This window comes from Microvirga mediterraneensis (genome assembly GCF_013520865.1).
Lineage (GTDB): Bacteria > Pseudomonadota > Alphaproteobacteria > Rhizobiales > Beijerinckiaceae > Microvirga > Microvirga mediterraneensis.
This window is the reverse complement of the sequence record NZ_JACDXJ010000001.1, coordinates 1,529,044-1,551,576: the sequence shown is the minus strand read 5'-3', so window position 1 is coordinate 1,551,576 and position 22,533 is coordinate 1,529,044. Positions and strand designations below refer to the sequence as shown.

General features: G+C 63.8%; 21 protein-coding genes and 1 pseudogene. 13 read left to right on the top strand and 9 right to left on the bottom strand.

What is annotated here, in order from left to right; genetic code table 11:
• Positions 1-7: 7 nt before the first annotated feature.
• Positions 8-859, bottom strand: a complete 852-nt coding sequence (locus H0S73_RS07290) for an ABC transporter substrate-binding protein (RefSeq protein WP_181051525.1) — start codon at positions 857-859, stop codon at positions 8-10.
• Positions 860-1,309: 450 nt separating this feature from the next.
• On the opposite strand from H0S73_RS07290, the gene H0S73_RS07285 reads away from it, so the two are divergent.
• Positions 1,310-2,464 carry a transglycosylase SLT domain-containing protein gene (locus H0S73_RS07285; RefSeq protein WP_181051524.1) on the top strand — a complete coding sequence of 385 codons (1,155 nt, stop codon included), beginning with the start codon at positions 1,310-1,312 and terminating at the stop codon, positions 2,462-2,464.
• Here the strand turns inward: H0S73_RS07285 and H0S73_RS07280 are convergent.
• Complete coding sequence (locus tag H0S73_RS07280) at positions 2,416-3,744, bottom strand: MFS transporter (protein WP_181051523.1); 1,329 nt, start codon at positions 3,742-3,744, stop codon at positions 2,416-2,418. The two genes, H0S73_RS07285 and H0S73_RS07280, sit on opposite strands and share 49 nt — an antisense overlap.
• Positions 3,745-3,901: 157 nt before the next feature.
• On the bottom strand, positions 3,902-4,132 hold the full coding sequence (locus H0S73_RS07275; protein WP_181051522.1) for a hypothetical protein: 231 nt from the start codon (positions 4,130-4,132) through the stop codon (positions 3,902-3,904).
• Between the two features lie 189 nt (positions 4,133-4,321).
• Between H0S73_RS07275 and ggt the strand changes: the two genes are divergently transcribed.
• From ggt to H0S73_RS07260, 3 genes are all read left to right on the top strand, one after another.
• Entirely contained in the window at positions 4,322-6,079 is a 1,758-nt protein-coding gene (gene ggt, locus H0S73_RS07270; RefSeq protein WP_181051521.1) for a gamma-glutamyltransferase, read from the top strand.
• Positions 6,080-6,143: 64 nt separating this feature from the next.
• Positions 6,144-7,049, top strand: a complete 906-nt coding sequence (gene rfbD, locus H0S73_RS07265; protein WP_181051520.1) for a dTDP-4-dehydrorhamnose reductase — start codon at positions 6,144-6,146, stop codon at positions 7,047-7,049.
• 84 nt (positions 7,050-7,133) lie between these two features.
• Positions 7,134-8,324, top strand: a complete 1,191-nt coding sequence (locus H0S73_RS07260; protein ID WP_181051519.1) for an O-succinylhomoserine sulfhydrylase — start codon at positions 7,134-7,136, stop codon at positions 8,322-8,324.
• Here the strand turns inward: H0S73_RS07260 and H0S73_RS07255 are convergent.
• Both H0S73_RS07255 and H0S73_RS07250 read right to left on the bottom strand, forming a co-directional pair.
• Positions 8,299-8,828 (bottom strand): annotated as a pseudogene (locus tag H0S73_RS07255) (DUF2243 domain-containing protein). The gene H0S73_RS07260 and the pseudogene H0S73_RS07255 sit on opposite strands and share 26 nt — an antisense overlap.
• Before the next feature lie 24 nt (positions 8,829-8,852).
• Entirely contained in the window at positions 8,853-9,236 is a 384-nt protein-coding gene (locus tag H0S73_RS07250) for a hypothetical protein (RefSeq protein ID WP_181051518.1), read from the bottom strand.
• Positions 9,237-9,524: 288 nt separating this feature from the next.
• Between H0S73_RS07250 and H0S73_RS07245 the strand changes: the two genes are divergently transcribed.
• The 5 genes from H0S73_RS07245 (at position 9,525) to H0S73_RS07225 (ending at position 14,127) form a co-directional block, all read left to right on the top strand.
• Complete coding sequence (locus H0S73_RS07245) at positions 9,525-10,661, top strand: TRAP transporter substrate-binding protein (RefSeq protein WP_181051517.1); 1,137 nt, start codon at positions 9,525-9,527, stop codon at positions 10,659-10,661.
• A 111-nt stretch (positions 10,662-10,772) separates the two neighbouring features.
• A complete protein-coding gene (locus H0S73_RS07240) occupies positions 10,773-11,357 on the top strand; it encodes a TRAP transporter small permease subunit (RefSeq protein ID WP_181051516.1) in 585 nt (194 codons plus the stop codon).
• A complete protein-coding gene (locus H0S73_RS07235; RefSeq protein WP_181051515.1) occupies positions 11,357-12,694 on the top strand; it encodes a TRAP transporter large permease in 1,338 nt (445 codons plus the stop codon). Before H0S73_RS07240 ends, H0S73_RS07235 begins: the two co-directional genes overlap by 1 nt.
• A gap of 206 nt (positions 12,695-12,900) precedes the next feature.
• Positions 12,901-13,158 carry a hypothetical protein gene (locus H0S73_RS07230; protein WP_181051514.1) on the top strand — a complete coding sequence of 86 codons (258 nt, stop codon included), beginning with the start codon at positions 12,901-12,903 and terminating at the stop codon, positions 13,156-13,158.
• 558 nt (positions 13,159-13,716) lie between these two features.
• Entirely contained in the window at positions 13,717-14,127 is a 411-nt protein-coding gene (locus tag H0S73_RS07225; protein WP_181051513.1) for a hypothetical protein, read from the top strand.
• Between the two features lie 46 nt (positions 14,128-14,173).
• Here H0S73_RS07225 and H0S73_RS07220 read toward each other — a convergent pair whose 3' ends face one another.
• The 4 genes from H0S73_RS07220 to argH form a co-directional block, all read right to left on the bottom strand.
• The gene (locus H0S73_RS07220) at positions 14,174-15,241 is read right to left on the bottom strand and encodes a helix-turn-helix domain-containing protein (RefSeq protein WP_181051512.1); all 1,068 of its coding nucleotides are present in this window, start codon (positions 15,239-15,241) and stop codon (positions 14,174-14,176) included.
• A 362-nt stretch (positions 15,242-15,603) separates the two neighbouring features.
• Complete coding sequence (locus H0S73_RS07215; protein ID WP_181051511.1) at positions 15,604-15,870, bottom strand: BQ00720 family protein; 267 nt, start codon at positions 15,868-15,870, stop codon at positions 15,604-15,606.
• A gap of 25 nt (positions 15,871-15,895) precedes the next feature.
• Complete coding sequence (locus tag H0S73_RS07210) at positions 15,896-16,330, bottom strand: Hsp20 family protein (protein WP_009763496.1); 435 nt, start codon at positions 16,328-16,330, stop codon at positions 15,896-15,898.
• A 170-nt stretch (positions 16,331-16,500) separates the two neighbouring features.
• Positions 16,501-17,901: an argininosuccinate lyase gene (gene argH / locus H0S73_RS07205; RefSeq protein ID WP_425488178.1), complete on the bottom strand. Its 1,401-nt coding sequence runs from the start codon at positions 17,899-17,901 to the stop codon at positions 16,501-16,503.
• 194 nt (positions 17,902-18,095) lie between these two features.
• Between argH and H0S73_RS07200 the strand changes: the two genes are divergently transcribed.
• The 4 genes from H0S73_RS07200 to H0S73_RS07185 are packed head-to-tail and all read left to right on the top strand — an operon-like array spanning position 18,096 to position 22,525.
• Positions 18,096-19,691, top strand: coding sequence for an ABC transporter substrate-binding protein (locus tag H0S73_RS07200; RefSeq protein WP_181051510.1), 1,596 nt, complete (start codon positions 18,096-18,098; stop codon positions 19,689-19,691).
• Positions 19,692-19,698: 7 nt separating this feature from the next.
• On the top strand, positions 19,699-20,757 hold the full coding sequence (locus tag H0S73_RS07195) for an ABC transporter permease (protein WP_425488177.1): 1,059 nt from the start codon (positions 19,699-19,701) through the stop codon (positions 20,755-20,757).
• Positions 20,757-21,692 carry a nickel transporter permease gene (gene nikC / locus H0S73_RS07190; protein WP_181051509.1) on the top strand — a complete coding sequence of 312 codons (936 nt, stop codon included), beginning with the start codon at positions 20,757-20,759 and terminating at the stop codon, positions 21,690-21,692. The genes H0S73_RS07195 and nikC overlap by 1 nt, the downstream gene beginning before the upstream one ends.
• Positions 21,689-22,525 carry an ABC transporter ATP-binding protein gene (locus H0S73_RS07185; protein ID WP_181051508.1) on the top strand — a complete coding sequence of 279 codons (837 nt, stop codon included), beginning with the start codon at positions 21,689-21,691 and terminating at the stop codon, positions 22,523-22,525. Before nikC ends, H0S73_RS07185 begins: the two co-directional genes overlap by 4 nt.
• Positions 22,526-22,533 lie beyond the last annotated feature (8 nt).

Genomic DNA, 22,533 nt, shown 5'->3' with positions numbered 1-22,533 from the left:
CCGCCCGTCACCGGACCTTGTCCCGCACCTCGGCGCTCAACGCATCGATAGCCGCAGGTGTCGCAGGACCGCCGCAGATCGTCAATCGGGCGGGGAGCGCCAGGCGGCGGGACTCCGGCACGGCCTCGGCCAGGGCCGGGTGCGAGAAAAGCGCCGTACCGTTGTCGACCGCCCGTGACGACGCCGCATCGACAAGCATGAAATCCGGCGGCGTCGTCACGATGGCCTCCAGCCTCGCGACGCCGCCCTGGTTCAGCCCCAGGGCCTCCTGATGCAGCCTGAAGCCCATCTGGACCAGGATCTCGCCGAGCGGCGACCGGGCCCCCATGACCCAGCCGCCTCGCTCATAGACGAGGATGCTGCGTCCCCTTGGGACGATCCCTCCCGCCCGCTCCAGGCTCCCGTCGATGCGGGCGATCAGATCCTCGCCACGCTCCGGATGCCCAAGCCTGAGGGCCAGGGCGCGGATCTGCCCGCGACCGTCCTCCAGGCTCGTCCAGGGCCCGAAGTCCAGCACATCCAGCCCTTGACGCCTCAGCAGGGCGACCTGCTCCCGCTGGCCATAGGTGCCCGTCAGCACGAGATCCGGATTGGCGAAGAGGACGGCCTCGGCGCCACCGTCGTTCCGGGAACTTCCGGCCGCCTTGTCAGCCAGAAACGAGAGGGATGCGTCTCCGGCGAGACGGCTCAAGGACGAGATCTGGCTCCGATCGGCCAGGGCCAGAAGAAGTTGGTCGGTGCAGAGATTGAGCGAGGCGACCCGCTCCGGCCTTGTCTGAGCCTGCGCACCGGCGGCGAAGATGGCCGGACACGACAGCAGAACCCATGCTGCATAGCTTATGACGGAGCGGTGGAGCATTTTGAGCCTGTTCGATCTCCCTCACGCATATCCTCTATCATGCCGGGATAGGGGCGAAAACGCCCGCCTGCTCGGCAGACCGGAGACCGGGGACCGGCGCATGTGAGGCTGGACCAAGGGCCCTTCCAGAAGTCAGTATTACCTTGCGCAAGGTTAAGTTTATTTAGCTATTGTCATCTCGTCACATCGTATTATTCCCCCTGCGTCATCATGCCATCAGTCATGTTTAACGATAAGAAAGCTTTTCCTTGAAGATCGATCCTTCTCCAAAGATGAACGCTTATTAATAGACGTATGCAAATGGTCGCACCTTGGAACATAATCGAACTTTTAACGCCAAGCTGACCCATTCTGGACATATCAGGCCATCACATACTTACCCCATCGAACGAATAACGACCGTGCACCCGCCGTGGCGGAGAAACGGTGCATTTGTGGGGACTTATCCATATGCAAATCGCTCTGACAGCGTCTCAGGACGCATGCCAGCAGACGGCTATTTGCCTTGAGAACGAAAAGAAGGCCGGCTTCCGGTCGCTTGTCGATGCCTGCCTCCTGCCCTCCCAGGGAGGGAAAACCCTGCTGGACCTCACCAAGTGCTTCGGTCTCAGCGCATGTCTGACGATCGCCATCGGCGCGGCGGTCCACACGCAGCCAGCCTCGGCCGCCGAAGCCTGGACGGCATTGCCGCCGCCGCTCGATGCCGGTCCGAATGCGATCCGGTTGCCGCCCGCCCATTCGACGGCGCCGTTCTCCATGTCCGGCGAGGCGGCGGCCGATCCGCTCGAGGCCATCGTTCCGGTCGCGGCCGCCGACACGACGCCGGCGGAACTTCAGAAGCAGATCATCCTGTCTATTCCCCTGACCGATGCACCTGGTTCGGAGAGCGCCAGGAACGAGGAGCCTGTGTCCCGCGAACTGACGGAATTCATGGAGTTCGAGGAGATGCGGGTTCCCGTCTGGATCGTCGATACGATCATGCGGGCGTCCAAGCTCACGGGAGCGGACCCGGTCTACATGATGGCCCTGGCGGACAAGGAGTCGAGCTTTCTGCCCGGCAACAAGGCTTCCACGTCCTCCGCCGTCGGCCTGTTCCAGTTCATCACCAGCACCTGGCTTGATGCTGTCCGCTCGTTCGGCCCCCTGCATGGATTGACGGCCGAAGCCGAGGCGATTTCAGGCGCGGGGGCGAAGATCGACGTAGCAGATGCCACCATGCGCCAGCACATCCTCGGCCTGCGCCGGAACCCTTATATTTCGGCCCTCATGGCGGCCGAGATGATGAAGCGCGACAAGGCCAAGATCGAAGCCAAGCTCGGGCGGCAGCTGAGCCGGTCGGAGTTCTACCTGTCCCACTTCTTCGGCGTGGACAGCGCGAGCCGGTTCATCGCCCTGGTGGACGACACCCCGAAGAAGAGCGCTCCGGACGCTTTCCCGGCGGCCGCGAAGTCCAACAAGTCGCTGTTCTTCACCAAGGACGGCAAGAAGACCCGCCAGCTCAGCGTGGCCGAGGTCTATGACAGGATCGACGGCATGATCGACAAACGCCTCAACCGTTACGAGGCCGTATCGGCCCGTGCCACGGCGGACGCTTCGGCCTTCTGACCGGATTTATCCGCCTCGCACACGCCGTCTGTCGCGGGCTCCTGTTCTTCGACGGTTTGGAGGTCGGCGCGGGGCGTCAGGCTTGCCGTGGCAGAACTGGTAGGCGCGATATCCGCGAAGCCTCCCTTGGCCGGAGAGCGGTCCACTTTAAGAATCCGGGCCACGATGAACGCGACGAGCCCGAGCGAGGCCACGCCCGAGTAGATGAACAACCCCTTCGGCCCCATCACCTCCATGGCGGCCGCGCCGAACAGCGGCCCGACCGTGACGCCGGCGGCCCAGGAAAACAGCAGAGTCCCGACGGTGGATACGATCTGCCCCGGATCGACGATGTCGCAGGCATGGGCCACGCAGACCGAATAGATGCAGAGGGCCAAGCCGCCCCAGGCTGCGAATGACCATAGAACCAGCAGATTGGCCCCCTGCGCACTGGCCCAGAGGATCAGAAGCGACACGAGACTCGTCCCTGCGGCCAACCCGGCGATCACATAGCGTCGGTCCGCCCTGTCGGAGAGCCACCCGAGCGGCCATTGCATGGCGAGGCTGCCGGCCTGCAGGGCGAAGAGAAGGGCCGCGGCCTGATCCTGGCCCAATCCGATGCTGACGCCGAAAACGGGCGTAATGGCAATGACCGGGCCATTGACCAACCCGACGACGAAAGCGCCGACCACGGCGGATGGCGCGGTGGCGAACAGCTTCCGGACCTCGATCCGCACGCCCTGGGGGGCGGCCGGTTCCTTCGTCGTCGTTGCGGCGATCGGCAGGAGCGAGAGCGTGATCAGGGCGCTCACGGTCATGAACAGGCCGTCCGTGCGGATATCGCCGAGGCCGATCCCCAGGGGCGACAGCATCAGGGCGACCTTGGTGCAGATCATGTAGATCGACAGGATGCGCCCGCGATGGCTCGACGTGGCGCGGGCGCTGATCCAGCCATCCGTTACGGTGAAGATGCACGCGAGCGTGACGCCGGTCAGTCCGCGCAGAACGATCCAGGCCAGGGTCGAGTGCGCCTGGGTCATGGCGAGGATCAGGACTGCCACCACCGCCGCGAGGCTGGCAAAGGCCCGGATGTAGCCCACATGCCGGATAAAGCTCGGGGCCAGGAAGCAGCCTGTCGAGAAGCCGAGCCCGTAGGCCGCCGCCACGACGCCGATGGACGCGACCGAGATCCCTTCGGCCTGCATGCGCAGGGGCATGAGCGCCTGGAGCAGACCGTTGCCGGCTTGCAGCAGGGTGGTTGCGGCCGTGATGGTCCAGATGAGGGCGAGGGAGGAGTTCACAATCGAATCGAAGATGGAAGGCAGCGGGCGCGAAGGTCAGTCAGATAGAAGACAGGTGCCGCTTAAGATCAAGTTTCGATCGGAATCGACGGGGTGTTCTTTAGTCGGTTCGGCATGCCCGACCGGATCAGCCGGACATGCGGGGAGCGACCGGACCTCAATGGCCCGGACGGTCCTTCTGAAAGCTCGCAAAAAGATAGAAACCGTTGAAGCGCACGCCTTCCATGGCAGCCTTCCGGTCGAATCCGAGAGGCGCGTCCTGGCCTTCGATCCGACCGCCGAACTGCCAATGCGGCTCGACGACGAATGAAGGGACGGAGCGCTCTTCCGGGACGGCACAAACCAGTCCGTCCGGTTTCGTGCTTCGGAACAGATTGTATGAGTGCATGTCCTGCTCCCTTATTCGCATCACGAATCGCACCCTGCCGGAAAAGAGTGACAGGAGTGTGTTATTGCATCGCAGCAAACGCGGATTTTCTTCTTTTCGTAGATCCGATGGAAGTGGCGCAAAGGGATGATCCTTTGTTAGGCTGATCTTCCCCATGGGGACCGAAGAACCAGAGAGGAAGCCCGCCGCATGATCACTCACCACGCTCTTCGACGAAATCTCCTGAGCCTCGGCCTTCTCGCCGGCATCGCCCTGCCCGGCCCGGTTTTCGCGCAGGCTCTCGCCCCCGCGCCTGAAGCTCCCACGGGGCGCGCGGCCAAGTCGGTTGGAACGGCGACGAAAGACATGGTCGCCGCCGCCAATCCCCTGGCGGCGCAGGCCGGACGCGAGATCCTGGCAGCCGGTGGAAGCGCCGTCGACGCGGCGGTTGCCGTACAGCTCGTCCTCAATCTCGTCGAACCGCAGAGCTCCGGCATCGGCGGGGGCGCCTTCATGGTCTTCTGGGACGGAAAGACCATGACGACCCTCGACGGCCGGGAGACCGCGCCGGCCGCCGCCAAGCCCGAGCGCTTTCTCGGACCCGACGGCAAGCCGATGAAATTCTACGATGCCGTGGTCGGCGGCCGCTCGGTCGGCGTTCCGGGCACCCTGCGGCTGCTCGAAGCCGCTCACAGGAACTGGGGCAAGCTCTCCTGGCAGCAGGTGATCGAGCCGGCCGCACGCCTCGCTGAGGAAGGCTTTGCGATCTCACCGCGCCTCAACGGGCTTTTGACCCAGGAGAAATATCTCCAGAACGATCCCGTGGCGCGGGCTTATTTCTACGAGGCTGACGGCACGCCGAAGACAGTGGGAACGATTCTCAAGAATCCGGCCTTCGCCAAGACCCTCCGGACCATCGCCGAGAAAGGCGCAGATGCCTTCTACACGGGCGAGATCGCCCAGGACATCGTGACCACCGTGACGGGCCACGCCACGAATCCCGGCGACATGACCCTGGACGATCTCAAGGGCTACAAAGTCCAGGAGCGCGACGCCCTGTGCGGGAACTACCGGACCTACAGGATCTGCGGCATGGGCCCGCCGAGCTCCGGCCAGGTCGCGGTGCAGCAGATCATGAGCATCCTGGAGACGCAGGACATGGCGTCCCTCAAGCCCGGACCGGACGCGGTGCACTGGATCGCCGAGGCGGGCCGCCTGGCCTATGCCGACCGGGCGCTCTTCGTAGCCGACCCCGCCTTCGTGAACGTGCCGGTCAAGGGGCTGACCGATCCCGGCTATCTCAAGAGCCGCGCCGCGCTGATCGATCCCGCCAAGTCCATGGGCAAGGCGAAGCCCGGCGACCCGCCCTTCCAGAAGACCTTCCTGTGGGGTCCGTCCGAGGGGATCGAATTCGGCACGAGCCACATGTCCATCGTGGATCGCAATGGCAATGCGGTGTCGATGACCACGACCATCGAGGACGGGTTCGGATCGCGGCTGATGACGAAGAGCGGCTTCCTGCTCAACAACGAGCTGACGGACTTCTCCTTCGCCACGACGGAGGACGACAAACCCATCGCCAATCGCGTCGAGCCCGGCAAGCGCCCCCGCTCATCCATGGCCCCGACCATCGTGCTCGACGGCAGCGGCAAACTCTACGCGGCCGTGGGTTCGCCGGGCGGCAGCCTGATCATCAACTACGTGGCCAAGACCCTCGTAGGCCTTCTCGACTGGAAGCTCGACCCTCAGGTGGCCGCCGACCTTCCCAATGTGGGCAGCCGCAACGGCCCGACGGAACTCGAGGCCGGAACGGAAGCCGAAGGATGGAAGGCCGCCCTCGAAGCGAAGGGCCACGAGGTCAAGCTGATCGCCCAGAATTCGGGCATCCATGCTATCGTGGTGACGCCCAACGGGCTGGTCGGCGGCGCCGACAGCCGCCGTGAAGGCGTTGCCATCGGCAACGACTGATCTTGCTCAGGCGGCCCTGTTCCGATAGGGCCGCTTCCATCATCGAAGAGGATTGCGGGTTTCCATGCGTATCATCGTCGTCGGCAAGGAAGGACAGGTCGCGCGTTCCCTGGCGGAGCGGGCGCGGGCCCATGGCGCACAGGCGGTGCTCGTCGGGCGCCCCAAGCTCGATCTTGCCGATCCGTCGGGCATCGAAGATGCCCTGATCGAAACCGGAGGCGACGTGATCGTCAACGCCGCCGCCTACACGGCCGTGGACCAGGCCGAATCCGACCGGGAGCTGGCCGAGGCCATCAACGGCATCGGCGCAGGCGTCGTCGCCGGCGCGGCCACGGCCATGAACGTGCCCGTGATCCATCTGTCGACGGATTATGTTTTCGACGGCACGGCCGACCGCCCCTACCGCGAGGACGATCCGGTCTCCCCGCTCGGCGCCTACGGGGCCTCGAAGCTCCTGGGCGAGGAAGCCGTAGCGGCCGAGGCGGAGAACCACGTGATCCTGCGCACCGCCTGGGTCTACAGCCCCTTCGGCAAGAATTTCGTGAAGACCATGCTGCGCCTCGCCGCCGACCGCGACGAGCTCGGGGTGGTAGGAGACCAATTCGGATCGCCCACGAGCGCCCTCGACATCGCCGACGGCATTCTCGCGGTCAGCCGCAATCTCCTCGAAAGACCCGAAGACCGGAGCCTGCGCGGGCTGTTTCACATGACGGGGACGGGCTTTGCGAGCTGGGCGGAATTCGCCCAGGAGATCTTTACCCTGTCCGCCCGTTTCGGCGGCCCCTCGGCCCGCGTCCGGCCGATCGCGACGGCCGATTATCCGACGCCGGCCAAGCGCCCGGCCAATTCCAGGCTCGATTGCGGTAAGCTGAAGGGCGTCCACGGGGTCGAGCTCCCGCCGTGGCGCTCCTCGCTCGAGCCTTGCGTGAAGCGGCTGATCGCGGAGGCGCGCAAGGAAGTCCTGCGCTGACGACCGAGCAGGAGAATGATATTCTGAAACTTTCCGCGAAACAAGACGATTGTTCTTTTTAAAGAACAGTCATAGGATCGTTTCATGACCTCGCCGCAGCAACCCGATTACCGCCTGGAAACCCGCCTCGTCCATGAGGGCCATCAACGCACGCCCTTCGGCGAGACGTCGGAAGCGCTCTTCCTGACGCAGGGCTTCGTCTACGAGAGCGCGGAAAGCGCCGAGCGGCGCTTCCTCAACGAGGAGCCCGGCTACAGCTACAGCCGGTATTCCAATCCTACGGTCGACGCTTTCGAGCAGCGCATCGCATCCCTCGAAGGCGCCGTGGCGGCGCGGGCGACCGCGAGCGGCATGGCCGCCGTGACGGCCGCCATGGTCGGGCAGGTTCAGGCCGGCGACCATGTGGTGGCGGCGCGCGCGCTGTTCGGCTCCTGCCGGTGGGTGGTGGAGGATTTCCTGCCCCGGTTCGGCGTCGGCTGCACCCTCGTCGATGGAGGAGACCTGGACCAGTGGCGGGCGGCGGTCCGGCCGGAAACGAAGGCCTTTCTCCTCGAAACGCCGACCAATCCGGGCCTGGACATCATCGATATCGCGGCCGTGGCCGCCATTGCGCACGAGGCCGGTGCGACGCTGACCGTCGACAACGTCTTTGCCACGCCCCTCTTCCAGAAGCCCCTCGCCCTCGGGGCGGATTGCGTGGTCTATTCCGCGACCAAGCACATCGATGGACAGGGCCGATGTCTGGGCGGCGTGATCCTGGCTTCGACCGAGTTCATCGAGACGAAGGTGCAGCAATTCCTGCGTATGACAGGACCTTCCATTTCACCTTTCAATGCCTGGGTGCTCCTGAAGGGTCTGGAGACGCTTCCCCTGCGGGTTGAGAGGCAGACGGCGACGGCGGGCTATCTCGCGGATGCGCTCCACGGTCACCCCAAGCTCCAGCGGCTGATCTACCCGGGACGCCCCGATCATCCCCAGGCGGAACTGATCCGGCGCCAGATGAGCGGCGCCTCCACGATGATCGCCCTCGATGTAAAGGGCGGAAAAGACGGGGCTTTCCGCTTCCTGAACGCGCTCAGGCTCATCCGGATCTCAAACAACCTGGGTGATGCGAAGAGCCTTGTTACCCATCCGGCGACGACCACCCATCAGCGGTTCACCCCGCAGCAGCGGGCACAGATGAGCATCCCGGACGGCCTCGTGCGCCTGTCTGTCGGGCTGGAACATCGTGATGACTTATTGGCAGATCTTACCACTGCCCTTGAGAGCGCCTGACTGCCAATCGGGAGCCGGTCTCGCGCCGGCCCCAGCGGAGAAGGAACCAGCCGGCGACCAGCATGGCAGCCCCCAGACCAGGAAGCCGACGTCCCAGGCGAGCCATTGCTCCCGGGGCACGGTCTCGTTGACGTGGTGGATGCCGAGAAGCTGATGGTTGACGAGCCCTTCGACCAGATTGAACAGGCCGAAGCCGATCAGCAGGGTGCCGAAGAGCAGCTTGCTGGACCAGCGGATATGGATGCGCCTCGCGGCCCGCCAGAGAAGTCCCAGACCGGTTGCGACGAACACGTAGGTGAGGACGTGGAAGAGCCCGTCCCAGAACGTGTTGATCTTCAGGTTCTCCACGCTGTCGGGCGGGTAGCCGGCTTGCGTGACCATGTGGTGCCATTGAAGCAACTGATGCAGGACGATCCCGTCGAAGAACCCGCCGAGGCCGAGACCGAAGAGGATGCCGGCCGCAACAGGAAACCCTGCGCTTTCAGGGGGAGCTCCGCTGTCCATGGCGCACGCGACCCCTGAACGGCGTCACTGGGGCGGCTGGGCGGGAGCGGGAGCCGGGGTGCTTCTCGTCGCCGTCCCTGGCTGGGACTGTACGCGGTCGAACATCCGCAGGGCCGCGTCGACGCAGGCCTGCGTCGATTCGCGATTGCCGCAGACGACGCGAAGCTGCGTGTCCCCGCTGCGCAGGAAGAAACGGGCACCCCGCCCGTCGCGGCTACCCCGATCCTCCTCCTCGTCGTCGTCGCGCATGATCGAGCCGCGACGGCGGTCGCCGTCGCGATCCCAACCGTCGTGCCTGTCGCGCCAGCCGCTACGTCCGGCATCATCACGATCTCGCGATGATTCCTGGCTCATGGCGCCTGTTGAGAGAAGAGAGAGACCGACGGCCAGGAGAAAAGCACTTTTCATCGCAACCTCCACGAATGGAAGTGAACAGGCCACGGGCCTCTTGGTTCCTCGCTGCGTACCGTAATTGATACCTGGAACAACGGCCTTCATGCGCCGCACCTACGACTAATGTCGTAGCATCCGCATGAACTTCAAAAGTAAAAATTCTCTCCTCTTCCAGCATGACGCAGAGTTCTTCTACCCCACTTGCACGCTCTGCCAAAATGACGCACCATCGAATAAGGAACAACGCGTGCCATCATAAGAAAACGCGATCCTTCACAATAAACAGGGGTGAGGGAGGAAGCCGTGAAGAAAGGCAATTCGTCTGCGTCAAAGACTTCGAGCGTATCCAAGCAATCGCGTCGCCGGTTCCTGCAGGTTGCCGGCTTGGGAGCAGCAGCAACGATCGCGGCTCCCCAGGTTTCCAGAGCCCAGACGGCCACATGGAAATTCCAGTCGACCTGGCCGAACCGGGATATCTTCCACGAATTCTGCAACGACTTCGCCAAACGCGTGAACGACATGTCCGGCGGTCGCCTGAAGGTCGACGTTCTCGCATCCGGCGCGGTCGTTCCGGCCTTCCAGCTGCAGGATGCCGTCCACGCGGGCATTCTCGACGGCGGTCACGGCGTCGCCGCCTATTGGTATGGCAAGAACAAGGCCTATGCCCTGTTCGGCACGGGCCCATCCTTCGGCTGGAACGCCAATTCCTTCCTCGGCTGGATGAATTACGGCGGCGGCTACGATCTCTACAACGAGCTGCAGAACCAGATCCTGAAGCTCAACATCGTGGGCTTCCTGTCCGGCCCGATGCCGGCGCAGCCGCTCGGCTGGTTCAAGAGTGAAGTGACCTCCGCCGATGCGTTCAAGGGCCTGAAATACCGCACCGTCGGGCTTGCGGCCGACCTCAATCGCCAGCTCGGCGCAGCCGTCACCATCCTGGCCGGCGGCGAGATCGTGCCGGCGCTGGAGCGCGGCGTCATCGACGGCGCCGAGTTCAACAACCCGTCCTCGGACCTGGTGCTCGGCTTCCCGGACGTCTCGAAGAACCTGATGCTCCAGAGCTACCACCAATCGGGTGAGACCTTCGAGCTCATCTTCAACAAGGCGAAGTACGATGCGCTGTCGCCCGAGCTCAAGGCCATCCTCAAATATGCCGCCGAGTCGGAATCGGCCGACATGTCCTGGAAGGCCCTCGACCGCTACTCGAAGGATCTCGAGGCCATCCGGGCCCGCGGCGTCAAGGTGACGAAGACGCCGGAGACCGTGCTGCAGGCCCAGCTCGACGCCTGGAACAAGGTCATCGACGAGTTCTCGAAGGACCCGTTCTTCAAGAAGGTGATCGACAGCCAGAAAGCCTGGGTGCAGCGCACCTATGCCTATGAGCGCCTGAACGAACCGTCGCGCGAGATGGCCTACGAGCACTTCTTCAAGGCAACCTGACGAAAGCCGCCCGCAGGTTCAACCTGAAGAGACTCATCCCGAACCCTGGAGCGGCACCGCGCGTGCCGCTCCCACGACACGCACCGAAGACTCGTGAAAGGGCTTCGATCCATGCGCTTTGCCTATCTCATCGACCGCATCAACACCGCCATCGGCAAAGCCGTCGCCTGGTCGATCGTCGCCTTGACCTTCGCCGTCTGCTACGAGGTCTTCTCGCGCTATGTGCTGCGCTCTCCCACCGAGTGGGCCTTTGACGCGAGCTATATGCTCTACGGCCTGCTCTTCATGGTGGCCGGTCCCTATGCCCTGGCCCGCAACAATCATGTGAGAGGCGATTTCCTTTATCGCAACTGGGCGCCCCGGCGGCAGGCGGGACTGGATCTCGTGCTCTACTTTCTGTTCTTCTTTCCCGGCATCCTCGCGCTCATCTATGCCGGCCTGCCGTTCATGCAGATGTCCTGGATGATGAACGAGCATTCGATGAACTCGCCCAACGGACCGCCGATCTATCCGTTCAAGGCCCTCATCCCCATCGTGGGCGTTCTCATGGCGCTTCAGGGTCTGGCGGAAGTCATCCGCTGCGTTGCGTGCCTGCGCAGCGGGGAATGGCCGCCACGGCTCCATGACGTGGAAGAAACCGAAAAGCTCATTCTCGAACAAGCCGAACAAGAAGGCCTTACGAAGGGGATCGTCTGATGCTGGCATCATGGGGGCTGGGGAATCCCGAGCTGGGCGTTCTGATGCTCGGCCTGTTCGTGGTTTTCATCATGTTCGGATTTCCCATCGCGTTCACGCTGATGGCGCTGGGCTTCGGCTTCGGCTACTTCGCCATGGGCGACATCGTGTTCGCTCTCGTGGTGCAGCGCGCCTATTCGGTGATGACGAACGACACGCTCGTGGCGATCCCCCTCTTCGTCTTCATGGGCTACATCATCGAGCGGGCGAACATCCTCGACCGGCTGTTCCATTCGATCCAGATCGCCGTCGGCGGGCTTCCCGGCTCGCTCGCCATCGCGACCCTGGTGACCTGCGCCATGTTCGCCACGGCGACGGGCATCGTCGGCGCGGTCGTGACCCTCATGGGCCTTCTCGCCTTCCCGGCCATGCTGCGCGCCGGTTACGACATACGCCTCTCGGCCGGCGTGGTCTGCGCGGGCGGCTGTCTCGGCATCCTCATTCCGCCGAGCGTGATGCTGATCCTGTACGGCGCGACCGCCGGCGTGTCCGTGCCGAAGCTTTATGCCGGCGCGCTCTTCCCGGGCCTGATGCTCGCCGGGCTTTATGTTCTCTATGTGCTCATCCGCTGCGCTCTCAATCCGAGCCTCGCCCCGAAGCTTCCTGCGGAACATCGGAAATATCCGCTTGCGAAGATCGTCTGGTCGCTCGGGACGTCGTTCTTCCCGCTGGCTGTGCTCATGCTTTCCGTGCTCGGCGCGATCTTCTTCGGCATCGCGACGCCGACCGAGGCTGCCGCCGTTGGCGCCCTCGGCAGCCTTCTGCTGGCAGCAGCATACCGCTCGCTCACCTTTGGAAAGCTCAAGGAATCGGTGATCCTCACCGCGCGCACCTCCGCCATGGTGTGCTGGCTCTTCGTGGGCTCCTTCATCTTCTCGTCGATCTTCGCCTTCCTCGGCGGTCATCAGCCGATCGAGCAGTTCGTCACGCATCTGAACCTGTCGCCCTTCTGGTTCCTGATCATGACGCAGGTGATCATCTTCGTACTGGGCTGGCCGCTGGAATGGACGGAGATCGTCGTCATCTTCGTGCCGATCTTCCTGCCGCTTCTCGACAATTTCGGCATCGATCCGGTCTTCTTCGGCGTGCTGATCGCCCTCAACATCCAGACATCGTTCCTGTCGCCGCCTGTCGCCATGGCGCCGTTCTACCTGAAGGGCATCGCGCCGCCGCATGTGAACATCAACGACATCTTCGCAGGCGTCATGCCGTTCCTGTTCCTCGTGATCGTCGCCATGGCGATGTTCTACACCTTCCCGGAGATTGGCCTGTGGCTGCCGCGCTATCTCTACGGCTGAGCTTGATGGAAACGATTGGCCGGAAGCTTCGGCCTGCCGGCTATTGAACGTCGGAACCCTCACATCGCCGTCACGTTGGCCTCCTGTTCATTCTGCAAAGGAGGCGATCATGAGATGCCAGTTCTGCCATCAGGACGTCGAGAACCCCTGCCATAACGTTCAGGAGATGCAGCAGCGCGCTCAAAGCCATGTGGAGCGTTGCGAGCATGCCCTCCAGGATCGGCAAGGCCTTCGATCCGGCTCGCAGCGCAGCGATATCCAAAGCAAAGGATGATTCCATGCCCGGCAAGGCGGAAGACCGGGCTCAAGGATTGGCCGAGCGGAGCGTGAACGTCAGCGTCGTGCCTCCGGCCGAAGGCAATTCGGAGCATCGGATTCGCAGCGACCGCTCCGCAGCGGACCGTCGCCTGGAGGAGAACGACCAGCGAGAGGGACTGGACAAGACAGAGCGCGATCGCGGCTGACGGCAACCCCGAACCATAGGAGCGTCGGATGGCAGGGAAAGCCCGGATGAGACCGTCCTGGAAGAAAGCGAAAACCCGTAAGAAGAGGCCGGGCTCACGCTAGAGCATCGGACCCAAAAGTGAATTTGCACTTTTGGGATTCATCCGATGCTCCACTCTTGGAAGAGCGCATCGTCGACGCGGAAAACCGGATCCACTTTTCCGAACGATGCGCTAGCGCACCGTTCGGACCCAGAGGGCCGGGTCCGCGAAAAGGGGATCTCGAAAGTGCAAGCCCACTTTTGGGTCCGATTCTCCAGGAGAGCGTGACATGACGCAGCTGATCCTGATGAGCGTTGTTGCGACGGCCCGCTTCTGGCGGGCCGTTTCTCTTTGTCGCGGCGGCCCGGGAGCATGAAGGCCGGGAACGCAACGATATTTACATAAACATACGAAATAACGTATATATGCGACGCCCATGTCGAATCACGGTTGTGATTTTCCACACATCGGACATTCTGCTCACCGGTGTAGTGAAAACATAAGCAAACCAGCCGGGAATACTTTCAGGAGGACCTTATGACTGCTTCGTCGCTCAGCTTCAGGCTCGCCGTTCTTTTCGTCATCGCAGGCATGGCGATGGGAATTGGCATGGCCGCATCCCAGGACCATTCGATCATGCCCGCTCATGCGCATCTCAACCTGCTCGGGTGGGTGTCGCTGTTTCTGTTCGGCATCTATTACGAGCGCCGTCCCGCCCTGGACAAGAGCCGGCTGGCCCTGATCCAGGTCATCGTCTGGTCGGCCGGGACTGTCCTGCTGACCATCGCCGTTGCCGCTCTTCACCTCGGATATGCGGCTTTCGATCCGGTTGCCGCCCTGGCCTCCCTGATCGTGCTCGTGGCCATGGTTCTGTTTGCGTATTTCGTCTTCAAGCCGGCGCGCGACATCGCTTCGTCGTCGACGCCGCACCTGACGCCTGCCGAGTGATCGGCATCCTACCGGGGCGGCGACCGCCGCCCCGGCCAGGCATATGCTATAGTGGCCAGCGCCTCTTGTTGAGCGTCTGGCCGGGCGTGACGCCGTAGACGCGGCGATAGGCGATCCCGAACTCCCCCACATGCCTGACCCCGCAGGCCAGGGCGACCTCCGTCACCGTCACGGCCGCCGGATCGGCCGCCCGAAGAGCCGCATGGGCCCGGTGCAGCCGCACGGAGCGCAGAAACATCATCGGCGTGATGTGGCGGAAGCTCCGGAAACCGTTCTGCAGGCTCCTGGCACTCACCCCCGCCTGCGCGGCGATGTCGGCCAGCGACAGGGGCTCGGCGAAATGCGCCTCGATATAGGCCTCCGCCCGCCTGACATAGAACGGCACGGCCGCGGCCTGCGGCGCCAGCAGGGCCTGCGAGTACTCGTGCCGCTGGGAGAGCAGGAAGCCGGTCAGCAGCTGCTGCTCGAACTGGCGCCAGGCCACCGGCGAGTGCCGAACGAAGGAATACGGATCGGACATCTCGGTTTCCGCGTAGTCGAGCAGCCGCAGCCAGCTGCGCCCGGAAGGGGTGTCGAGATCGGCCGAGACATCGAAATCGACGAAGCCCGGAATGTCATGCCCCAGCAGCTTCGCGCAGCATTCCGCAACCTTCGGGCGCTCCAACATGAAGACCCTAGCTTCGGTTTCTTGATCGAATCTCACGATTCTCTGCTGCTGGGACGAGAAAATGACGGCGTGACCGGCAGAGTAAGGTAAAATGCCCCGGGTTAAGACGACCTCGCCAGCTCCCGATGCGGTCATCACGAAGGCCATCCGATCGTCGGCCTCCTCGGGCTCCAGCATGACGTCGAGTTCACGCCCGATCCGCACTTGGAATATTCCGAAGGAGCCGTGGCCACGGAATGCGAACATTCCATTGGCATCCTCTCCAACCGTGGCGTTCGCAAATCTCTGCCGAGAAATATGCGTGTTGAGAGCATCCTCCAGCTCATCGAGCCGCTTCGTGTGGAGTGTCTGCTCGATGATCAAGCTGGTCGGCGACGCCTGGAGATGCACCGTCCGCCTCTCATCCGGCAGATCCCCTGGAACGACGGCGGGCACATCTCGGCTCATGGACGACCCCGACAGCACGGGCGGCCGCAGAGGCCGTTGAGCCTGTGCCGGATCGCCCTTGGCGGAACGATGTGCTGGATATCTTCTATCGGAAAAGCTGACCCATAACTCCGAATACAGCCTACGAAACGTTGTTTCCCAACATCAGGGCAAGTGTTCGCGCGCTCAACGGAGCGGAATACTGCGCAACAACCTGGAGTAGCGCCCCTGAATTCCATTCTTGCTCGCTGCCTGTACTGCGAGAGCTTGCGATTCTAAAGGACCGTCGCGGCGTCCACAAGCAATACCTATGGTGAGAGACGTTTACCGCCTAAGCATCGGGTGGAACCCGAAAGTGCGGATCCACTTCCGGGTTCGGTTCATCAGTGGAGGCTGACCGTCGTCAGGTCGTGCGCCCAGGCATTGGCGACAGCCGCGTCGCGGTTGTCGGTGAGCAGGATCGGCTCGCCGCTGGCGGACAGGAGCGCGAAGAGACGCATGCCGGGCTGGAGCTTAGGCGCCTGCGGGAAGAGCCGCGCGACCTCGTCGGACGCGATCGGCTTTACGTAAGCCATCTGCCCCACGCCCAGGGAGGCCAGCTCGGCCGCATCGAGGACCGGCTCGGAATGATGCTTGATATCGAAGTTCATGGACATCTCCTTGATGCGGATGCCGTCACACCTTGTCCGACGCGATGATGTCGATCTTGCGGATGATCCGCTCCGGCTCGGGCCGGACGAGATCGATCGACAACAAACCGTTGGACAGGTCCGCCCCCATGACCTCCATGCCGTCGACAAGGAGGAAGGTACGCTGGAACTGACGGGCGGCGATGCCGCGATGAAGGAAGTGCCTTGTCTTGTCGTCCGACTGGCGCCCACGGATGACGAGCTGGTTCTCCTCCAGGGTCACTTCCAGCTGGTCCCGGGTGAATCCGGCGACGGCCAGGGTGATGCGGAGGCGCTCGGGAGCGTGTTCGGTGCGAGCCAGGCGCTCGATATTATAGGGCGGATAACCGTCTCCTGCCGCCTTTGCGACACGGTCGAGCGCTTGCTCGATCTCATCGAAGCCTAACAGGAACGGGTGCCCAAAGGGCGACTGACGCGACATGTTCGAAGCCCAAGGTTGGAGGCACTTCGGTTGGTTTTGAGCCCGCTCATGCGGCACTCAAGTGGCTCCGGAAGGAGCCGCTGTCGGCAATATGGCGATGGTACGCTGCCCTATCAAGACCCTGGCAGAAGGCGCCGCCAGGGGGCGAAAGCGAAGGTTAACGGGACGGATCAGACGCGCTCCCGCCACCAGGCGACCTGCTCGGCCACGCGGACCGGCGACGTCCCGCCGAAGCTCGTGCGCGACCGGACGGAGTTCTCCACGCCCAGAACGTCGTAGATGGCCTGGTGGATCTTGGGCTCGACGGCCTGCATGGCCTCCAGGGGAAGCTCCTCCAGGGTGCAGCCCCGCTTCTCCGCTTCAGAGACGATGCGGCCGGTGACGTGATGGGCATCGCGGAACGGGATGTTGAGGCTGCGCACCAGCCAGTCGGCGAGATCCGTCGCCGTGGAGAAGCCGGCCCCGGCGACCGCCGCCATGCGCTCCGGCACGGGCTCCAGGTCCTGGATCATGCCGGTCATGGCGGCGAGCACGATCTCGATGGTGTCGGCGGCGTCGAAGAGCGGCTCCTTGTCCTCCTGCGTGTCCTTCGCATAGGCGAGAGGCAGGCCCTTCATGACGGTCAGCAGGGACACCAGCGAGCCCACGACCCGGCCGCTCTTGCCGCGCACCAGCTCGGCGGCATCCGGGTTGCGCTTCTGCGGCATCATGCTGGACCCGGTGGTCCAGCGGTCGGGGAGCTTCACGAAGCCGAAGGGCGCCGACATCCAGATGATGATCTCTTCCGCCAGGCGCGACAGGTGCATGGCGCAGATGGAGGCGGCCGCCATGAACTCCAGGAGGCTGTCCCGGTCGGATACGGTGTCGAGCGAATTGCGGGTCGGCCCGTCGAAGCCGAGCGCCCGGGCGGTCATGTGCCGGTCGATGGGGAAGGACGTCCCGGCGAGCGCGCCGGCGCCCAGCGGGCACTCGTTCAGGCGCTTGCGGGAATCGCGGAAGCGGCTGCGGTCGCGGCCGAACATTTCCACATAGGCCATTAGGTGATGACCGAAGGTCACCGGCTGGGCGCTCTGGAGATGGGTGAAGCCCGGCATCACCGTAGCGGCATGGGCCTCGGCCTTGTCGAGGAGCGCCCGGATCAGGATGGTGAGCTGCTCGTCGGTCCGGTCATGGGCCTCGCGCACCCACAGGCGGGTATCGGTGGCGACCTGGTCGTTGCGGCTGCGGGCTGTGTGCAGGCGGGCCGCCGGGTCGCCGACGATCTCGCGAAGCCTGCTTTCCACGTTCATGTGGATGTCTTCGAGGGCCGTCGAGAAGGTGAAGGAGCCGGACTCGATCTCGCCCAAAACCCGCTGCAACCCCTGATGGATCGCGTCCCGGTCGCTCTCGGCGATGATCCCCTGGTTGGCCAGCATGGCGCTATGGGCGATGGAGCCCTGGATGTCCTGGGAGGCCAGCCGCTTGTCGAAGCCGATGGAGGCGTTGATGGCTTCCATGAGCGCGCTGGGCGAGGACGAGAAACGTCCGCCCCACATGGTGTTGGCACCTGACTTTTTGGCTTCTTCAGACACGGGCGTTCATCCGATCAAGAGGGTCCGGGTGCCTTTGCCACAATTTGCGGTCCCAGGCCACCCTGCACGCCCATTAAGCACGCTGCGCAATGTTCGCCAGTTTAACACCAGTTGCTAGACTCGACAGCGCTTGTGTGATTTGCATTCATACTGGCGTAACAACAGGCGCTCTGAGCGCCGTAAGGGAATGGCCAATGACGCGACTTCCGAAATTCCTCCTATCCGCAGCCATGGTTGCCACGATGGCGACTTCTTTCTCCGCCGTGCAGGCTGCGACCCCGCCGGACACCCTGGTCCAGGCCTGGCAGAGCGACGACATCATCTCCCTCGACCCCGCCGAGGTATTCGAGATGAACGCCTCCGAGATCATCGGCAACACCTATGAGCGCCTGATCGCCTACGACATCAAGGACGTGTCCAAGATCTCCGGACAGGTCGCCGAGTCCTGGACCGTGTCGCCGGACGGCAAGACCTACACGTTCAAGATCAAGCCGAACCGGAAGTTCGCCTCCGGCAACCCGATCACCGCCGAGGACGTGGTCTACTCCCTCCAGCGCGCCGTGGCGCTCGACAAGTCCCCCGCCTTCATCCTGGGTCAGTTCGGCCTGACGAAGGACAACATGAAGGACAAGATCAAGCAGACCGGCCCGCTTGAGATGACCTTCGAGGTCGACAAGCCCTACGCGCCGACCCTGGTGCTCTACTGCCTCGGCAACTCGGTCGCCTCCGTGGTCGACAAGAAGCTGCTGACGCAGAACGAGAAGGACGGCGACTGGGGCTACAACTGGCTGAAGACCAAGTATGCCGGCTCCGGCCCCTACATCATGCGCGACTGGAAGGCCAACGAGGTTCTCGTCCTCGAGCGCAACCCGAACTACGAGAAGAAGACGCCGCTCGCCCGCGTGATCTACCGCCACATCAAGGAGACCGCGAGCCAGCGTCTGCTCCTCGAGAAGGGCGACGTGGACGTGGCCCGCAGCCTCAACCCCGAAGAGATCGCCGCCGTGTCCAAGAACCCGGACATCACGGTTCAGAGCGCTCCGAAGGGCACGGTCTATTATCTCGGCCTGAATCAGAAGAACCCGAACCTGTCCAAGCCCGAGGTTCGCCAGGCACTCAAGTACCTCGTCGACTACCAGGCGATCGCCGACACGATCATGAAGAGCAAGGGTGAGGTTCACCAGAACTTCCTGCCCAAGGGCTTCCTCGGCGCCGAGTCCAACAACCCCTACAAGCTCGACGTCGCCAAGGCGAAGGAGCTTCTCGCCAAGGCCGGCCTGAAGGACGGCTTCTCGGTGACCATGGACACCCGTTCCACGGCGGAGATCACCGGCGTCGCGCAGGCCATGCAGGCGACCTTCGCCCAGGCCGGCATCAAGCTCGAAATCCTGCCGATGGATTCCAAGCAGGCCCTGACCAAGTACCGCGCCCGCCAGCACGACATCTATATCGGCAACTGGGGCTCGGATTATCAGGACCCGAACTCCAATGCGGATACCTTCGCGGCCAACGACGACAACTCGGACAATGCGAAGGCGAAGCCGCTCGCATGGCGCAATGCCTGGGATCCGGGCCCGCTGACCGCCAAGACCCGCGCGGCCGTGATGGAGCGCGATGCCGAGAAGCGCGCTCAGATGTACAAGGAGCTGCAGAAGGCGGTTCTCGACGACGGTCCGTTCGTGATCTTCCTGCAGCAGACGGAAGTCGCGGCCGTCCGGAAGAACGTCGACAACTTCGTTCTCGGCCCGTCCTTCAGCGACAACGACGTGTCACAGACGAAGAAGAACTGACGCATCGATGGTATCAGCAGTCATGAGCCGGGGCGGAGGGCACGTCGGTGCCCTCCGCTCCTTCCTTAAAAGTGTCGCCCAGTTCGTCATCGTCCTGGCGACGACTCTCCTCGGCCTCGTCGCCGTCACCTTCTTCATCGGCCGCGTCGTTCCCATCGACCCCGTCATCGCCATCGTGGGCGATCGAGCGCCGACCCACGTGTACGAACGCGTCCGTCAGGAACTCGGCCTCGACCGCCCCCTGATCGAGCAGTTCGTCATCTACGTGAAGAAGGCCGCAACGGGCGATTTCGGCAATTCCGTTCTCACCACGAATCCGGTGATGACCGATATCATCAACGTGTTCCCGGCGACGCTCGAACTCGCGACGCTCGGCACGATCATCGGCGTCATCATAGGCATTCCGCTCGGCGTTCTCGCGGCCGTCAAGCGCGGCAGCTTCCTTGACCAGTTCGTACGCGTCCTCGGCCTCGTCGGCTATTCGGTGCCGATCTTCTGGCTCGGCCTGATGGGCCTTCTGCTGTTCTACGCGAAGCTCGGCTGGGTCGCGGGCCCGGGCCGCATCGACGTGACCTATTCCTATCTCTACACGCCCGTCACCGGCATCGTGCTTCTCGACACGGCCATGCAGGGCCAGTGGGATGCCTTCTGGGATGCGGTCTCGCACGTCCTCCTACCGGCCTGCCTGCTCGGCTATTTCTCGCTCGCCTATATCAGCCGCATGACGCGCTCGTTCATGCTCAACGAGCTGGCGCAGGAATATGTGATTGCCGCGCGCGTGAAAGGCCTGTCGGAGATGCGCGTGATCTGGCGCCATGCCTTGCGCAACGCGGCCGTTCCCCTCGTTACGGTGATCGCCCTCTCCTATGCCAACCTGCTCGAAGGCTCCGTGCTCACCGAGACGGTCTTCGCGTGGCCGGGGCTCGGCCAGTACATCACCAATTCCCTGCAGAATGCGGACATGAACGCGGTGCTCGGCGGAACCCTCGTGATCGGGACCATCTTCGTGCTGCTCAACCTCGTATCCGACCTGCTCTACCGCCTGCTCGATCCGAGGACCCGCTGATGGCCGGCTCCCCCGCTCTCTCCCCATCGTCGACCGGTTGGCGGGCCTGGCTGCTCTCCGCGGAGCCGGATTCTCGCTGGCAGGCACGGCTCGGCCGCTTCTATCTCGGCTGGCGCGCCTTCTCCCGCAACCCGCTCGCCGTGATCGGCCTCGGCATCGTCCTGCTGCTGATCCTGGTTGCGCTCTTCGCCGACGTCATCGCGCCCTATTCGCCGGTGGCCGGCGGGGACCTGCGCACGCAGCGCCTGCTGCCGCCGAGCGAGACCTTTTGGCTCGGTACGGACGACCAGGCGCGGGACATCTTCTCCCGCATCGTCTACGGCTCGCGCATCACGCTCTTCGTCGTGGTGCTGGTGGCTTTGATCGCCACGCCCATCGGCCTCCTGGTCGGCACCGTCGCGGGCTATCTCGGCGGCTGGGTCGACACGGTGCTGATGCGCATCACCGACATCTTCCTGGCCTTCCCGCGCCTCGTCCTGGCGCTCGCCTTCGTGGCGGCGCTGGGTCCGGGCATCGAGAATGCCGTCATCGCCATCGCCATCACGTCCTGGCCGCCTTATGCGCGTATCGCCCGGGCCGAGACCCTGATGGTCCGCAACACCGACTTCATCGCGGCCGTGAAGCTGCAGGGCGCTTCGACCCCTCGCATCATCTTCGGTCACGTGATGCCGCTCTGCCTGTCATCCGTCATCGTCCGCGTGACGCTCGACATGGCGGGCATCATCCTGACCGCGGCGGGCCTCGGCTTCCTCGGCCTCGGCGCGCAGCCGCCATCCCCCGAATGGGGCGCGATGGTCGCCACGGGCCGCAACTATCTCATCGACCAATGGTGGGTCGCCGCCATGCCGGGTATCGCCATTTTCGTGGTCAGCCTCGGCTTCAACCTCTTGGGCGACGGCCTGCGTGACGTTCTCGATCCGAAGGCAGCCAAATGACCAAGCCGCTTCTCGACGTCGAAGACCTGCGCGTCCGCTTCCATCTGCGCACCGGCACCGTGGAAGCGGTGCGCGGCGTATCCTTCCAGCTCGGCCGCGAGCGCCTCGGCATCGTGGGCGAGTCCGGGTCCGGCAAGTCGCAGACGGGACGCGCCATCCTCGGGCTCACCCCTCCCCCGGGCGAAGTCACGGCCAAGCGCCTCGCCTTCGACGGGATCGATCTGCTCACCGCCTCGAAGCGGACGCTGCGCACCCTGCGCGGCGGGCGGATCAGCATGGTGATGCAGGACCCGAAATACTCGCTGAACCCGGTCATGACCATCGGCGAGCAGATCATCGAGGCCTATCAGGCCCATGCGAAAGCCAGCCGTGGGGAAGCTCGCGACAAGGCCCTTGCCATGCTGGAAGCGGTGAAGATGCGCGATCCGGCCCGGGTCTTCTCGCTCTACCCGCACGAGGTCTCGGGCGGCATGGGGCAGCGCGCCATGATCGCCATGATGCTCGTGACCGAACCCGACATGCTCATCGCCGACGAGCCGACATCGGCCCTCGACGTGACCGTGTCGATGGAGGTCCTGCGCATCCTCGACGAGCTCGTCACCGAGCGCGGCATGGGGCTCATCCTCATCTCGCACGACCTCAAGCTCGTCTCCTCCTTCTGCGACCGGGTGCTGGTCATGTATGCCGGACGCGTGGTGGAGGAGCTGGAGGCGAAGAACCTGCGCGAGGCGAAGCATCCCTATACGCAGGGGCTCATGCGCTGCCTGCCGACGCTCGCCGACGACGTCCGCCCGCTTCCCACCCTGAACCGCGACCCCGCCTGGGCGCTGTGACCGGTGAA